Origin of the sequence: Novosphingobium sp. PP1Y, assembly GCF_000253255.1 — a bacterium.
GTDB lineage: Bacteria > Pseudomonadota > Alphaproteobacteria > Sphingomonadales > Sphingomonadaceae > Novosphingobium.
In genome coordinates this window covers 289,549-304,929 of record NC_015580.1, presented here as the reverse complement: position 1 = coordinate 304,929, position 15,381 = coordinate 289,549, and the positions used below count along the sequence as shown (strand labels likewise).

Here is a 15,381-nt window from a genome sequence, read left to right as displayed (position 1 = left end):
GTCAGGACTTCAGCTTTTCAAGGAGGGCTGAAATTTCGTCGGCAAGCTCCTCGAGCGGCTCAAGTGCGTCCCTGAGATTACTTACTGCCTTCGCCAGCTCGCTATCTAGCTCACCGATTTGTTGGTTGACGGCTGTGGCATGCTCGGCAGTTGCAGACACCAGTCCATCGAGCGTCTTGCCCAACGCATCGTCGACGCCGGCAAAACGGCCTTCGTAGTTTTCCCAGGCCTTCTCCGCGGAACTCGCTGTAGCGATCAACTGTCCAGTGAGCTCTTCAGTAGCGGACTCGTGCGATTTCAAAGCCGAAGAAATCGAGGTAGCGGCTTCGCTGACAGAGCGGGTTGCCGAGGCCACTGGTGCCAGAGCTGCGTTCAGCTCAGTTATTGCCGCTGACAGTTTGGTCCCGGCCTCTTCAGTAGATCGTCCGGCAATCTCCAGTCTTTGTGCCTGCTGATTTGTGGAATCCGCTGCGCGCGCCATGGCTTCGCTGAGGGGCCCTGCGTTGTTTGCAAGAAGGGCCAAGCGATTAACAAGTTCATCTGCGGACTGCGACATTTGCTCCCCGAACTTCGCAAATGCGCCTGAAAGAGCTGCACCACTGGTATCGGCTGCAGTCTCGATGGTATTTTTGAGCTTTCCCGCCAGATCTTCGGAGAACTGACCTGTGACGCCTTCCAGTTTTGCGGCAACCTGCTCCAGCTGACCAGCCATTTGCTCGCCTGCCTCGCGCTGGCGACGGCGCGTTTCTTCCTGTTCTGTCTCGAACGACTGACGAATGTCACGAAGGCTTGTTTCCAGAGACTGTGGCACACTGGCAAGTCCGCTCGACAGCGTCTCAAACTTGCTTGTCATGCCCGTCAGCGATTGCGCCAACGCCTGCATCTCTTGTCCAGCGTGCTCGCGCAGAGCTGATCCCAGGTCCTGACTGATGCGATCAAACCCACCGCTGCGAAACTGCTCGATGTTGGTGCTGATGTCACCGAGGACTTGCACGACTGGTGACATGCGATTGTTCAGCGCATTATCGATAGCTGTGGCCAGATCTGTACCCAGAACTTGGAACGCTTCAGTTTGGCGCTTCATTTCACGGAGCTGATCAACTGCGATCCGTTGCGGCGGTGTATACAGGGTCGCCCTGTCTAGCAGTTGGCAAATATTTTCAAGACGATGCTGAAGCTTCTCGTGCCAACTCCGGTCAGTCCGCCTCAAAACGATTGAACAGATAATGCCGGTGACCGAAGTCCAAAATTTGGCAGCAGTGATCTGTAGGAGGCCTTGTAGAGCTTGGGTCGTCTCGGTGCCGTTCGTAGCACCTGAAAGTGTCCCCATCGCCGAGGTGAGGGCGGCGATTAGACCCAAGAAAGTGGCTGTTAGCCCGATGGCAACGGCGATATTAGCTCCCCAGGCGAGCACCCGTGTGTCATCCGCGAGATGCAGAAAATAGGACTCTGCTCTGGCCGTCGTCCGAATGGTCGGTTCGCTCTCGTCGATGAATGTTTCACGGAATTGCTCCCATGCGAGCGCCAGTTCCCGTCGATCTGGTCGCGCCATGACCTCGGCGATGTTGTCGAAATCTTCTGAAAACCAGACTTGGGCCTCAACAGGATCCTGTGCGGTGCTAATCTTCGATAAGGCCTCTTCCCGGCTCTGCAGCGCAGCCATTGCCTCGTCGTAGTGCAATTTTTTATTGCGATTGATGAAACGCCAGCACCAGAAGGCCCCGAGGGCACACAAAACGAAAACGCTAGCGTCATAGCGCAGAAAGAATAGAAGCGCCTGACTGGCCCAGTGAATAGGTGCCCCAACACCAGCCAAGACGTTTTCAAGCAAGCCATCCATTCCATTCACCTGTCTAATGATCCGCTCGCTTGCATGAAAATGCAGCCAACAAAGAGGTGCGATAAGTCTCGCACTTTATTGTGAAACCTCTTTGAGAAGTACTTCTGCTTGGGCAAGCACAGTCTGCACTGCCTCGTCAGCAAGATCGGGCGGGTAACCATACCGTTTGAGAATGCGCTTCACTAGAACCCGCATTCGGGCACGTGCACTTTCCCTATGGTGCCAGTCGACTGTCACGTTTTGTCGGAGCTGTTCCAGCAGCTCATGAGCAATCAGGCGTAGCTGTTCGCTACCCATAGCTTCGACAGCACTCTCGTTCTCGGCAAGCGCGTCATAGAAGGCAATTTCTTCAGGTGAGAGACCCTGGTCCTCGCCGCGTCGCTGCGCAGCTTTCATGTCCTTGGCTAACGCGATCAACTCATTGATCATCTCAGCTGCCGACAAAGCACCCGCATGGTAGCGGGCCACAGCATCCTCAAGCCGTCTGGAGAAAGCGCGGCTCTCAACGACGTTGGTCCGCATGCGGCTGGTAATTTCTCCGGCCAACAGCTTCTTGAGCGCTTCCAAGGCGAGGTTCTTTTTCTCCATGCCCTGGATTTCCAGCAGGAACTCTTCGGACAGAATGGAGATGTCTGGGGAGTCGATGCCTGCAACTTTAAGGATATCGACAATTTCCGCCGAAGCGACGGCGCGGTCAATGAGCTGCTGGACAGCGAACGTCTTATCCGCCTGGCTAAGTTTGCCGGTGGCCGTGCTTTTGGCGATCGCAGCACGGACAGCTTGAAAGAACCCTATCTCGTCTCGGATTTCTCGGGCCTCGTCACTGGCCGAAGCGAGAGCATAGGCCTTGGTCAGCTCCAGCACGAGATCGAGATAGCGGCGATGAGCCTTCTTCTTGTCCTCCGGTGACTGGGCCTTGCCCGCCTCGATTTCAGCCCACTTGAGCACCCAGTCGATGGCGCCGGCGAGGCACTGCAGGCGCTCCATCGGTGCGCCGTGGATGCCTGGCAGGTAATCGAAGCCATGGAAGATGCCGCTGACGATCTCGTATCGCTCCAGCAGGGCGGCGACGGCATCAGCCTCATCGATACCGGTCTTCTCCTGATCGGAGTCGGTATAGTCGCTGAGCGCCTTCTTCAGGTTCTGCGCGATGCCAATGTAGTCGACGATCAGCCCGCCGGGCTTGTCACGAAACACCCGGTTCACACGCGCGATCGCCTGCATCAGGCCATGGCCCCGCATCGGCTTGTCGACATACATCGTGTTCATGCACGGCGCGTCAAAGCCGGTCAGCCACATGTCGCGCACCAGCACCAGCCGCAGCGGGTCTTTCGGGTCACGGGCACGTTTGGCCAGGCCGTCGCGCCTGCGCTTGTTGCCGATGTGCTGCTGCCAGGAGAGCGGATCAGACGCCGCACCCGTCATGACAATCTTGATCACGCCATCCGCATCGTCATCGGAATGCCAGTCCGGGCGAAGGGCGATGATCTCGTTGTAGAGGGCGACGCAGATCCGCCGGCTCATGCAGACGGCCATGCCCTTGTATTCGGTGCCGTCGGTGCGCGCCTCAAGGTGGGTCACCATGTCGGCGGCGATCTGTTTGAGGCGCTTGTCCGAGCCTACCAGGGCCTCGACCGTTGACCATTTGGCCTTGGCCTTTTCCGCTTCGGTCAGGGTGTCATCCTCGACCAGAGCTTCGATCTCGGCGTCGATCAGTGGCTTCTCGTCCTCGTCCAGTTCAATGCGGGCAAGACGGCTCTCATAGTAGATCGGGACCGTCGCGCCATCTTCGACCGCACGGCTGATATCGTAGATGTCTATGTACCTGCCGAAGATGGCGGGCGTGTTGACATCCGCTGCCTCAATAGGCGTGCCGGTAAAGCCGATGAACGAGGCGTTCGGCATCGCCTGGCGGATGTAGTGGGCATAGCCGTAACGCCGTGCGCCCGTCTTGACGTCCAGCTTGGCGTCGAAGCCGTACTGGCTGCGGTGGGCCTCGTCGGCCATGACGATCACGTTGCGGCGGTCGGTCAGCATCGGGAAGCTCTCTTCCCCGCGTTCGGGCGAGAACTTCTGGATCGTCGTGAAGATGACCCCGCCAGAGGCCCGCGCCAGCAGACGCTGCAGATCTTCGCGGCTCTCGGCCTGCTCGGGGTTTTGGCGGAGAAGGTCCTTGCAGAGGCTGAATGTAGAGGCGAGCTGGTCGTCCAGGTCGTTGCGGTCGGTCAGCACGACGATCGTCGGGTTCGAAAGCTCCGGCGACTTAACCGCCAACCCGGCGAAGAACGCCATCAGGAAGCTCTTTCCCGATCCCTGCGTGTGCCAGATGACGCCGATCTTTCGGTCACCCAAGGGGCTGCTCGCATCGACAGCTTCGCGGATAGCTTTTCGCGCACCATGGAACTGGTGATAGCCGGCAATGATCTTGAACGGCCCCGCGCCCGCATCGCCGAAAACAATGAAATCTCGGATCAGGGCAAGGATATTTGCACGCGTGAATACGCCGCGCAGCAGGGTCTCCAGTTCCGGTTGACCGCGATGGGCGAAATCCTCGCCAGTTACCGTGCGCCAGGGCATGAAGCGTTCTTGGTCAGCTGCCAGTGAGCCAATCCGTGCTTCGATCCCGTCCGAGGTGATCAGCACTGCGTTGGTGCGAAACAGGCTGGGAATTTGAGCAAGATACGTCTGCAGCTGATGGAACGCGTCAGAAATTGTGGCGTTTTCTGCTGCGGCGTTTTTCAGTTCAAGCACTGCCAATGGTAAGCCGTTGACGAACAGGATCACGTCAGGGCGCCGATTCTGACTGCCTTCCACGACGGTAAACTGGTTGACTACCAACCAGTCGTTGGACTCGACTTTGTCGAGATCGAGTAGCCAGACCTTGTCGCCGACAATGCGGCCATCCGTATTGCGGTATTCCACAGGGACGCCATCGGTCAGCAGTCGGTGTATGCGGCGGTTTTCCTCGACCAGTGAGCCAGTCTCACTCGTGAGCAGCCGACGGATCGCCTCTGCCCGTGCCGCTTCAGGCAGCGTGGGGTTGAGATCGGCCACTGCCTTCTCCAGGCGCGGTAGCAGGATGACATCGGAAAAGGCTTGGCGTTCAGCCGCCACACCATCCGGCGCGATGACCGAGCCATGCAGATAGTTCCAGCCGAGATCCTGCAGGATCTCGATGCTGGCTAGTTCGACGATATCTTCGGAGAATTTGGTCATACAGGGATGACCTCGTCAATCGTCGGCACGTCCCAAACGCGGCAGGCGAGCTTGGTGAGGAACAGTTGGCGAGCTTCGACATCCTCCATGCTCCACTTAGGCCAGCATTCGAGTGCTTGAACGGTTTTGGTAATCTGGTCCGCCACACCAACAAGTTGTGCCTGCGCGTCAGCCTGACACCTCGTCAGAAGAAATTTCGATTGCGCGTAGCCCTTTACCTTCTCGGAATACCGCGTGTTCGAAATAGAGCGATTTATCGATTTTTCGATGAGCAACAGATTGCCGAGGCTTTGGATCACAGCATCATCCTGCGCACGTTCGCCAAATTCCGCGACCGCCTCTGCATCCGCTCCAGCAGCCATGATATGCTCGATGTCATTGCCGCCAGCCGTGTAGTCAGCCAGCCGATCGCGTGACTCACTTGGGCCATATGCTTGGATATCCACGGCCTGTGTGATCTTCGCGAGGAGGTAGCGAAGGCGGAACTGTCGCAGCCAGGTGGACTTCATCTCCTTCATCGTACGGGCAAATTGCGGCGCGAGGTCTGCGCGCTCCTTGGCAAAGGTCTCAGCGATGAAACCGTCAAACTGATCCGGTTTGACGTGGCGCAGCTTGTGAGCGCCATCCACGATTTTGCGCTCATACTCCTTGGCGGAAATCCAGGTGACCAGCCAAACGAACATCGTCTTTTCGACCTCCGCCGCTAGGCGGGAAAACTGCGCCGGAGGCAGATGTCGACCTGCCAGGAGCAACATGAAATGCTGTTTGATCGATTGCCCACCCAGCAAGCGTGTATTCTCGATGCCCGGCTCGGGCTGACCGAGAACGTTCTGTCCGCGCGAAAAATTGGCATAGGCCCGGGCGGCTTCTCGCAAGCGCTTGGCAAAAGCCAAAGGTTCGGTCGTATGGCCGGTAAGCTTGGGGTTCTTCTGGAACCAGTCGTAGATCGCATCCTCGCGCAGCTTGCTGTCGAGATCGAACGTGGCGAGTAGGTAGTAGCGCAGGAACCGCAGTGGCTTCTCATTGACGGCGTAGATCTCGTCGGTCAGCGCCTTCCATACACTCTTCAGCTCGGTGAACTCCTGGCCCTTGGCGTGCATGAACAGCAGGTTCTTGAGGAGGTCCATCGCGTCGAGCCCGACGCCGCGGTCGTTGATCGTTTCAAAGATTTTCAGTGCCTTGGCGATGGTCGGCGTTTCGATCCGGATCACCTTCACTTTGTTGGTGAGGTAGCCATAGAACCGCAGCACTTGGGCTTGGTCGTCGCTAAATGTGGTCGAGAGGAATTCCCGCACGGTGTCGTAGGCGCCGCCCAGATTGCGGATCGAGCGTGACCCATCACGCGGGGTATCCGCCGCCTTGGCCTCGGCATAGCCTTGTAGCACACCGCCCGCATCTTCGTACTGTACATCCAGCCGCAGCCGATAGGTGGTCAGCCCTTGCCAATCGATCGTGCTTGCCGCGATTTGGTTGCCCAACTCTTCGGGTACGGCTGCACCGAGGTCTGCCAGCGCATCGCGGATCGCACAAAGGGTAAGGTAAGCGGTGGTTGTACGCTGTTGCCCATCGATGAGCTCGAAGACCTGATCTTCACCCTTGCAAACAACGATGGTGCCAATGAAATATTCCGGCGCGAAGTGCTGGGTTGCTGCCTCAAACTCGATGTAGATATCAGACAGGAATTGGTCGACCTGATCGCCGCCTTCACCCTTAGCGTCGGCCTCGCCCCAGACATATTCGCGCTGATAGTCAGGCACGCGGTAGAAGTCCTGAAACAGGCGTTTCAGGGTCATGTCCTGGGAAACGATACTCTGCTCGGTCATGCGGCAATCTCCTGCGCGGCATAGCCCACGCGCACTTCGCCTGACATCAGGCGGGGCAGCAGGTAGTCGCGGGTTTCGGCGAGGGTGCGATTTTCGAGGAGCGACGCCTGCAACTTCTGGAAAATTGGCGTCATCAGCATGTCGAACGCTGTTTCAATGGTTTTTGGCGGCACGACCACTCTAAGGCGTTTCAGGTCTTCCTTGGTCACATGACCCAGCCCAGTGGTCTGCTTGTCCCGAGCTATCTCGGCGAATGTCGGATTGAGGTATTTCAACATAGCAAAGAGGAAGCCGAGGGTTCGGGTGCCGTTGGGCCGAACTGCAAAGATGTGCTGGTTGAGCCAGGCAGGTCCGCCAGTCCAAATAAAGGTATCGATTGAGGTGTCGGGATTGCCTGACCAGGAGAAAAGCAATTCCCCGTCGTCGATGCGGTAACGGCTTCCGAGATCAGTGTTGGTGAAGCCTGTCGTGGACGTCACACCCGCTTTGAGCTCAGCGATCTTGATGACCGGCAGCCCCTCTCCTGGGGCCACGAAGTGCATTTTCTTGTAAGCGGCGCCATTAACCCAATTGGCCTGGTCAATGACGGGCTTCACATCCCAGCCAATGGGAAAATCGCTAACTTCGAAGTCCATGGGGAATAGCGCCGCCAGCTCCGCAGCGTCTGTCGGATCAGGCGTCAGCCCGCCCATGATCGCGACTGGGTCAATCACGCCTGCCATTTTGCGTCGTACGGGGCCGAAATCGACGAACCAATCGCGGAAGATCGCTTGCGCCATGGCCTCCAGCGTCTCGTTCATCCGTCGGTTCAGCTCGATCTTGTCGTCGATCGACCCAAGGAGTTGGGAGATCGAGAACTGCACTGGCTTTGGTGGAATTGGCAGGCGAAAATTCGGGACATCTGCGCATTTCAGACTGTCGAAGACCGCGCCGACGTTATTGTATTTCTCGATCTCGGCCCACCAGTCAGGACACACGACCAGCCAGCGTAAAAACTCCGGATTGACCACATCTCCATCCGCCCGCAGCAAGACGAGGTTCTGTCCTAGGGCAAAATCAACATCAGTGCCGAACGTAGCTGTGACTCCGGGATTGGTCCGTCGGGAAAGGACGACATCATGGACCTGCGGTCGGGCCTTCTTGGTCCACTCCACAAAGTCTGCGTGGGAGATCCGACGAGCATCGGAGAAATCAACGCGACCATTCTTCATCTGAGGAATGGCTACATAGGGATAGCCGACAAGCTGCGCGGTCGGTGTCTTATGCACGCAGTCGATCAGGCGAATTCCAGCCTCGCGAAAACTCATGATGGGCCAGCTACTCAACGGCGTAAGTCTTTCCCAGCGCCGCCTCAATCCGCGCCTCCAGCACTCGCCCCGCCTCAAACTGCTCTGCCAGCTTCGCCCGAAGACCCCCGAACCGTTCCTCGAAACTGACCCCATCGTCCTCCAAGTCTGCGGCACCGACGTAACGGCCAGGGGTCAGGACATGGCCATGGCCACGCACCTCGTCCCGCGTCGCTGAACGGCAGAATCCGGGCTCGTCGGCGTAGGGTTGCAGCCCGGCCGCCGCTACCTCTTCAGGCTTGCCCCGCCAGCGGTGGTAGGTGTCGGCGATCAGGGAGATGTCTTCGACGGAGAATTCCCGCCGGGTTCGGTCAACCAGATGGCCCAGCTTGCGGGCGTCGATGAACAGGATCTCACCCCGGCGGTCGCGGTGGCCGTTGGCGCTCTTGTCTCGGGCAAGGAACCACAGGCAGGCGGGGATCTGGGTCGAGTAGAACAGCTGGCCCGGCAGGGCGACCATGCAGTCGACATGGTCGGCCTCGATCAGTGCCTTGCGCAGCTCGCCTTCGCCCGATTGCTGCGATGACATCGAGCCGTTGGCAAGTACTACGCCGGCCGTGCCGCGCGGTGCCAAATGGTGCAGAATGTGCTGCAGCCAAGCGAAGTTTGCGTTGCCCTGCGGCGGCGTGCCGAAGGACCAGCGCGCGTCGCCCTCCAGTTGCGGCTGCCACCAGTCGGAGATGTTGAACGGCGGGTTGGCCATGACGAAGTCGAACTTCGTTTGGGCGAACTCGTCACGCAGGAAGCTGCCTTCATTGTTCCAGCGAATGTCGGCGTCGATTCCGCGTACGGCCAGGTTCATGCGGCAGAGGCGCCAAGTGGTGTGGTTGCGCTCCTGACCATAGATGGCAATGTCCGATCGGCGACCCTGATGGTCCTCGATGAATCGCTCGGACTGCACGAACATGCCGCCCGAGCCGCAACATGGGTCGTAGACGCGTCCCTGACCGGGTTCGAGCATCTCGACGATGGTCTGGACCACCGAGCGAGGCGTATAGAACTCGCCGCCGCGCCGGCCTTCCGCCCCGGCAAACTGCGAGATGAAGTATTCATAAGCCCGGCCGAGCCGGTCGCGTGCTTGCCCATGATCACCGCGCATATCGACGTTGGAAAACAGGTCGATAAGCTCGCCCAGCATGGTCTTGTCCAGCTGTGGACGGGAGTAGTTTTTGGGCAGGACGTCCTTCAGCACCTTAATGTTGGCCTGTTCGATTGCCTCCATCGCATTGTCGATCAGCCCGCCGATGTCGCCCTTCTTTTCGCGGCCGGTGGTTACGTCAACAAACGTGATTTCAGGGCGCTTGGCATTGGCCTGCAAGTGCGCCCAGCGTGCTTCCGGCGGCACCCAAAACACGTTGGCGGCGAGATATTCTTCGGGATCCTCCGGGTCGGCATAGTCCTCTCCCGACAGCCGGGTATGCTGTGCTTCGAAGGCCTCAGAAATGTATTTCAGGAAGATCAGGCCAAGCGCGATATGCTTGTATTCTGACGGTTCCAGATTGCCACGCAGCTTGTCCGCCGCCTTGAACAGATCCGCCTCGAAGCCAAGATCGCCGCCGGAATTGCTGCTTGCTTTGGCCGCTTTTGCTTTCTGGGGCTTAGGTACGGACGCGGGGCGTGCCTGAACCTCACTGCTGTCTCCGACTGCCAGTGAGACGGACCCACCGCGTCCCCGCCCGGACAGGATCGCGCCGGATTCAATCAGTGCGTCTTTGACGTTGGAGTAGACTTCTTCGTCCCATTGCAGAGTGTCACGCAGGCGGACATTCCCGGCTGCGCCGCCAAGCTGCGTCAACGCCTCCAGAAACCCGTCCTTGTTCGCCTGATCAACCATTCTGCCCCACTTCAATCGCCTTCAGGCGTTCATATTCTTCGACCGCCAGTACAACAACCACAGCCCGACCATGCTTCTCAACAGTAACGGGCTCAGCCCGTGCCATGTCGATCAGTTTGCCGAAGTTGTACTTCGCATCCTTGGCAGATAGTATGTGCATGGTTTGACGCCCGCTCTCGATGTGCCACTTTTGGCCAAAGTGGCCATAAATGCAAAGGCATTTTGCCTTGCTGGCGAAATCAAATGGCAACAGTCATTGCCGCCGATTCAAAGCGGCAGATATCTGTCCCTAGATTGAGCTAGCTATCTGGGAGGCGTAGCTTTTGATTTGCCGCCCGACACTTTCAAACGAATTTGGACATGGCCCGATTCCGTGCGGCGCGATTCGAATGGGCCCGCCTTGTCGACGAGATCACTGAGCTTGGCTTGACCATAGGTGCGAGGATCGAAATCCGAGGCAAGTTCGGCGAGACGCTGACCCACTCGGCCCAAGGGAACCCAGCCACCATCATCGTCCATCTGCGCGATGGCCTTGCGAATGAGAGGTGCGGCGGCGCTCGGCGATTGTTTGGCTGTCGCGGGACGCAGGTCGGCGCGTTCGGGCTCTTCCGAGGTCGGAGCCTCCGGCAGAAGATTCTCCGTGTAAATGAAGCGTCGGCAAGCCTGCCGGAAGCTCTCGGGGGTTTTCTGCTCGCCGAAGCCATAGACATCGATGCCTTGCTCGCGGATGCGGGCCGCAAGCCCGGTGAAATCACTGTCAGACGATACCAGACAGAAGGCGTCGAAGCGCCCGGTATGCAACAGGTCCATGGCGTCGATCACGAGCGCAATGTCAGACGCATTCTTGCCGGTGGTGTAGGCGAAATTCTGTTGCGCCCGGATTGCGTGGGTTGAAAGCACCTCTGCCCAGGATTTGAGGCGGGTTCCGGAGAAGTCGCCATAAATCCGGCGCACACTGGCTTCACCGATCTTGGCGATCTCTTCGAACAGACGGGTAGCGATACGGGAGGAGGCATTGTCAGCGTCGATGAGGACAGCAAGACGTGGAGCACGGGGTTCATTCGACATGTTGAATCCTTACCACGCCGCCGTTAAAATTTGTCTCCAAAATAGATCAAACAGATTTGAAGTTAAATTTCGGCATCCGCCTGACTGGGCAAGTAAATTTACGGATCGATCTCTGACCTCATTCCATTATCGCGAATTTATATTGCGATTTCAGTCCGATTGCGCCTCAATGTCGGGAAGAAAGAGAATGGGGGAGCGATAGCAGTATGACGATCGAGGTCCGGCAACTCCGATACGCCGTTCTGACCGCAGATACCCGCAGCTTTTCCCGTGCTGCCACGGCGCTCAACATGAAGCAGGCAACGCTGAGCCTGCGGGTTACGCAACTTGAGGACAAACTCGGCATCAAGTTGTTTACACGTTCGACGCGGGGAGCTGAGCCGACCGAGATGGGCCAGGTCTTTCTGGAGTCCGCGCGGCGCATCATCACTGACATCGACAATCTGCAAACCACCGCGCGGGCGGTCAGCTATGGCGAGCAGGGACGGCTTGCCGTCGGTTACAGCTCGTCACTGATGGCAGGCAATCTGAAGCAGACATTCTCCGAGTATCTAACCCGATTTCCTGACGTCCAGTTCGATGGCGAGGAAGCCGCTCCCGAAAAGCTGCTGAATGCCTTGCAATCGCGGACCATCGATGTCGCGGTGGCACCGGCCGGGATGGAAGAGAGCGGCATTCTGGCGCGTTCGGTCTGGTCTGACAGGCTGATGGTCACCTTGCAGTCGGGCCATCGGCTTCTCGAAAGCGACCGGATCTACTGGAGTGATCTGCGCCGCGAAGTGTTCGTGGTGCCGGGCGGCGGCATTGGTCCGACTCTAGCCAATCTGCTTGCGGCGCGGCTGACCGGACAAGGCGGGCGGCCGAACATCATCGTGCAGAATACCAGCCTCGAGAGCGTGCTGAGCATTGTGTCGGTCGGTCGTTTCATATCGATCGCAACCGAAGCCTCGCAGGGCGTGACATGGCCGGATCTCCATTTCCGCGATATCCACGATCAGAACGGCACGACGCGTCTCGAATTTTCGGTTTACTGGCGCGAAGACAATGACAATCCGGCGCTGCAACGCTTCTTCACCCTGATCAACGAGCGTTATCCCGTCTGAGGTGTCTTGCGCGCTTTGGCAAAAGCCCGGTCAGTTGCGATAAACCGCTCAAGCATGGGCGGGATGAGCCGCTCAGCGGTCGGCGCACCTTTGGCATCTCCGCCGTTTACGGCGAGTGCATAAGCCACCAGATCGCGGTGCAGCCGTGCAGAAAGCTCGATGGTGAGCCGCACCGGTTTTTCATCGGCCAGATCAGCCAGTTTGAGACGGGTCATCGCGCTCCTCCTGCAGGCATCGGTTCGAGCACAAGATCACGCGTGACGATGATGCGCAGCGAAAATCCGGGCCGCACGGTCAGGGTCGGCGGCACGTTCAATTGCCGCTGCACAACCTGCCTGCCAGTCTGGCTTATGGTGTCCTGCGTGCCGAAACGCAGCGCCCGAATGAGATCGCTATCACCGTTCGAGATGAGCTCTGTGCCAGCGCCCAGCAATGTCGAAATGAGCGCGGCCTTGAGCATGTTGCCCCAATGATAGTTGGTCTGGTCTTCAAGGCCGGCCATACCGGCAGCATCAGCGCCGGGCAGGCGATCAAGCAGGATCGAATGACCTCCGGGAAGGATGAGGCGGTCCCAAGCCAGCAGCACGCGGTTCTGTCCGGCGGCTACGTCGCTGTCATATTCACCGATCAGCCTTGAGCCTTGGGGGATCAGGAGGATCCGGCCAGTGGGGCTGTCATAGACGTTCTGCGTAACCTGCGCTGTGATCTGACCTGGAAGGTCGGACCGGATGCCGGTTATGAGCGCTGCCGGTATCACGCTTCCGGCCTGCACAACGTAAGGCGATGCAAGGCGCATGATGCGCTCAGGGCTTTCCGTGCTGCGGTTGCCGCGCTGTCCGAGAAATGCGCGGCGGCTTGACGTGGCTGTTGGTGCAGACGGTTGAGCTGGATCCGCACCTAGTATCGAAGCTGATGGCGCTGGCCCTACTGCGGTTGCAGACCGATTGTCGGTCGTTCCGGTCTCTCCGGCAAGAAACAGGCGACTGGTCCGGGCGCTGTCACGCTCCTGCGCGGCGCGCTCGCGCGCTTGTTCGGCGGCTGCAATCCGCGGATCGGGCTGTCCTGGGGCCGGAGCGGCACCAATTGGCGGGATCGGGACATTCTGTCCGCCACGCTGTGCGGCAACAATAGGACCGCCGAGGTCGCCGGGCAGTGCAGGCCCCAACTTGGGCACGTCGCCGTAGTTGGCAGGCGCACCGTTGACCGAGTCCGCGCGGTTGCGGCTGTTCGTATCGTAGAGATTCTCGGCTGGCGCGTGGTTCTTGGGTTGCAGTGCGTAGATTAGCGCACCGCCAATCCCGACGCTGGCGAGGAGGCCAAGAGTCGCCAGTGCCTTGCGCGACAGTCGCATGACGCGCGGCGGTTCCCCGCCAAGGCGAAACCCGTCCGGACTGGCCGCTGCAACCGGGCTCTCGTCGTCAGGCTCGTCGCCTTCGGCATCGGCATCAACGTCAGTTTCAACGTCGGTCTCGACTTCAGCCTCGACAATCCGGTTGGTGACCGGTGGCACACTATGATCCTGCGGTCGCGTGCTCATGAGCGGCTCCGGCGGCGTGCGCGTTCACGCTCAATGCGAACCTGCTTGGCGCTGTTGCCTGCGCCAAGCCGCAATTCCGCATGCTCAAACAGCCGGTCGACAACCATATACCGGCCTTGCACACGGTAGTTCACCAGCTCAGCTGCCTGGTCCGCGCCGATCACGAACAGCGGCGGCATATCGCCGCTCGCAATGTCGCCCGGAAACTCGATGAACACCTGCCGGCCATCATCGAACACCCGTACTGGCCGCCATCCGGGACGATCGCCCGCAATGCGGTAGCGAAAGTTCAGGCTTGAGAAATTGATACCCGCCGCCACCGGAGCTGTGCGTTCACGCTCGGCCTCAGCCGTTCGCAGGGCGATCAGGGCGTCCTGCGGATAGGTCCAGGAGACTGCGGCCATATAGGTCGAGTTCGTCGCACTGAGTTCAAGATGATAGGTGCGCCGATTGGTATTGATGATGAGGTTGGTGCGAATGTCGGCCCGCGTCGGCTTGACGAGGATGTGAACGCGGCGCGATGATCCGCTCCCGCTTACCGTGTCGCCGATGATCCAGCGGACCGTATCGCCCGATGCGACCGGCCCCGGTCCAACGAGTTCTTCGCCTTCCTGCAGCATGATGTCGGTAATCTGCCCCGGTGCGCTGTAAATCTGAAAAAGGGCTCCATCGGTATAGGCATATTGCTGGATGGCATTGAAATAGCTGGTGCGCTCCGGTTCGACCCGCGCTGCGGCGTTGGCTCTACCGACACGGGTGCGCGGGTCGGCAGGCTCAACAGTCTGCGCCGATGTAGCAGGAATTGCTTGCGGCTGAGCGCGCTGTTCGCGCGCCATGGCTTGGGCAGGGATGCAGATCAGTGTTACCGCTGAGAGCATAATGGATGTGCGCAGGGCGCGCGTCGGGCGGATCATTGGCTAAGCTCCTTTGACCAGTTGATGGCGTTGATGAACAGGCCGAGCGGATTCTTGCGCAGGGCATCGGGGGTGCGTGGTGGCTGCACAACGGTGGTCAGGATCGCTGACCACCGCGAAGTCTCGATAAGTGCGCCATCCTGGTAACGCCGCTCGGTCCAGCCAACGCGGAAGCTGTCGTTCGACGCACGAACGACGCTCGACACATCGACTGCGACCTGCACCTTGCCGACTTGGGCGAAGGGATCGTTGCCCCGCGCATAGTCGTTGAGCGCCTGCGCGCCGCGGTCGGTGGTGAAGTCGTAAGCCCTGAGCCAGTCTTGCCGCAGCACGATCGGATCGGCGGGAATGGCGCGCACCTGTTCGATGAAGCGAGCAAGGTGGAACGCCATCTGCGGGTCGGTCGGGCGATAATCGACATCGGCAGGGGCGATGGCCTGCGCTTGTCCGAGCTTGTCGACCTCGACCACCCAGGGCGTGATCGTGCCGCGCGCCGATTGCCAGACGAGACCGCCTGCCAGCCCTCCCGAAAGCGCAAGGCAACCGAAGAAGGCAAGCCGCCAGTTTTTCGCCTGCACCCGTGCTGAACCGATGCGGTCGTCCCAGACCTGTGCGGCGCGTTGATAGGGTGTGACGGGCTCTGGACTGGTCCCGTAGCGGATAGAGGGGCGTCGAAACATGTCGGATCCTTTTCGGAAGT

At 59.2% G+C, this 15,381-nt stretch carries 12 protein-coding genes; 1 reads left to right on the top strand and 11 read right to left on the bottom strand.

Going from position 1 to position 15,381, the window contains the following annotated elements; genetic code table 11:
* Window position 1: 1 nt before the first annotated feature.
* The 7 genes from PP1Y_RS07615 to PP1Y_RS07585 all read right to left on the bottom strand — a co-directional run bounded on the left by PP1Y_RS07615 (window position 2) and on the right by PP1Y_RS07585 (window position 11,127).
* The gene (locus tag PP1Y_RS07615) at window positions 2–1,840 is read right to left on the bottom strand and encodes a hypothetical protein (protein WP_013831709.1); all 1,839 of its coding nucleotides are present in this window, start codon (window positions 1,838–1,840) and stop codon (window positions 2–4) included.
* Between the two features lie 75 nt (window positions 1,841–1,915).
* The gene (locus PP1Y_RS07610) at window positions 1,916–5,056 is read right to left on the bottom strand and encodes a type I restriction endonuclease subunit R (protein WP_013831708.1); all 3,141 of its coding nucleotides are present in this window, start codon (window positions 5,054–5,056) and stop codon (window positions 1,916–1,918) included.
* The gene (locus PP1Y_RS07605) at window positions 5,053–6,879 is read right to left on the bottom strand and encodes a DUF262 domain-containing protein (RefSeq protein WP_013831707.1); all 1,827 of its coding nucleotides are present in this window, start codon (window positions 6,877–6,879) and stop codon (window positions 5,053–5,055) included. The genes PP1Y_RS07610 and PP1Y_RS07605 overlap by 4 nt, the downstream gene beginning before the upstream one ends.
* Window positions 6,876–8,186, bottom strand: coding sequence for a restriction endonuclease subunit S (locus PP1Y_RS07600; protein ID WP_013831706.1), 1,311 nt, complete (start codon window positions 8,184–8,186; stop codon window positions 6,876–6,878). The genes PP1Y_RS07605 and PP1Y_RS07600 overlap by 4 nt, the downstream gene beginning before the upstream one ends.
* Before the next feature lie 10 nt (window positions 8,187–8,196).
* A complete protein-coding gene (locus tag PP1Y_RS07595; protein ID WP_013831705.1) occupies window positions 8,197–10,059 on the bottom strand; it encodes a class I SAM-dependent DNA methyltransferase in 1,863 nt (620 codons plus the stop codon).
* Window positions 10,052–10,309: a type II toxin-antitoxin system Phd/YefM family antitoxin gene (locus PP1Y_RS07590; RefSeq protein WP_232512576.1), complete on the bottom strand. Its 258-nt coding sequence runs from the start codon at window positions 10,307–10,309 to the stop codon at window positions 10,052–10,054. Before PP1Y_RS07590 ends, PP1Y_RS07595 begins: the two co-directional genes overlap by 8 nt.
* Before the next feature lie 53 nt (window positions 10,310–10,362).
* A complete protein-coding gene (locus PP1Y_RS07585; RefSeq protein ID WP_013831702.1) occupies window positions 10,363–11,127 on the bottom strand; it encodes an NYN domain-containing protein in 765 nt (254 codons plus the stop codon).
* A 206-nt stretch (window positions 11,128–11,333) separates the two neighbouring features.
* Here PP1Y_RS07585 and PP1Y_RS07580 point away from each other — a divergent pair, with 206 nt between their 5' ends.
* Window positions 11,334–12,230, top strand: coding sequence for a LysR family transcriptional regulator (locus PP1Y_RS07580; protein WP_013831701.1), 897 nt, complete (start codon window positions 11,334–11,336; stop codon window positions 12,228–12,230).
* On the opposite strand, the gene PP1Y_RS07575 is transcribed toward PP1Y_RS07580, so the two are convergent.
* Genes PP1Y_RS07575 through trbF form a run of 4 tightly spaced genes read right to left on the bottom strand, consistent with a single transcriptional unit; the run spans window position 12,218 to window position 15,361 of the window.
* A complete protein-coding gene (locus PP1Y_RS07575; protein WP_013831700.1) occupies window positions 12,218–12,445 on the bottom strand; it encodes a DUF2274 domain-containing protein in 228 nt (75 codons plus the stop codon). The genes PP1Y_RS07580 and PP1Y_RS07575 overlap by 13 nt on opposite strands.
* Window positions 12,442–13,767, bottom strand: coding sequence for a TrbI/VirB10 family protein (locus tag PP1Y_RS07570; RefSeq protein WP_013831699.1), 1,326 nt, complete (start codon window positions 13,765–13,767; stop codon window positions 12,442–12,444). Before PP1Y_RS07570 ends, PP1Y_RS07575 begins: the two co-directional genes overlap by 4 nt.
* Window positions 13,764–14,681: a P-type conjugative transfer protein TrbG gene (trbG, locus tag PP1Y_RS07565; protein ID WP_041558664.1), complete on the bottom strand. Its 918-nt coding sequence runs from the start codon at window positions 14,679–14,681 to the stop codon at window positions 13,764–13,766. Before trbG ends, PP1Y_RS07570 begins: the two co-directional genes overlap by 4 nt.
* Window positions 14,678–15,361 carry a conjugal transfer protein TrbF gene (trbF, locus tag PP1Y_RS07560; RefSeq protein WP_013831697.1) on the bottom strand — a complete coding sequence of 228 codons (684 nt, stop codon included), beginning with the start codon at window positions 15,359–15,361 and terminating at the stop codon, window positions 14,678–14,680. The genes trbG and trbF overlap by 4 nt, the downstream gene beginning before the upstream one ends.
* Window positions 15,362–15,381: the final 20 nt, after the last annotated feature.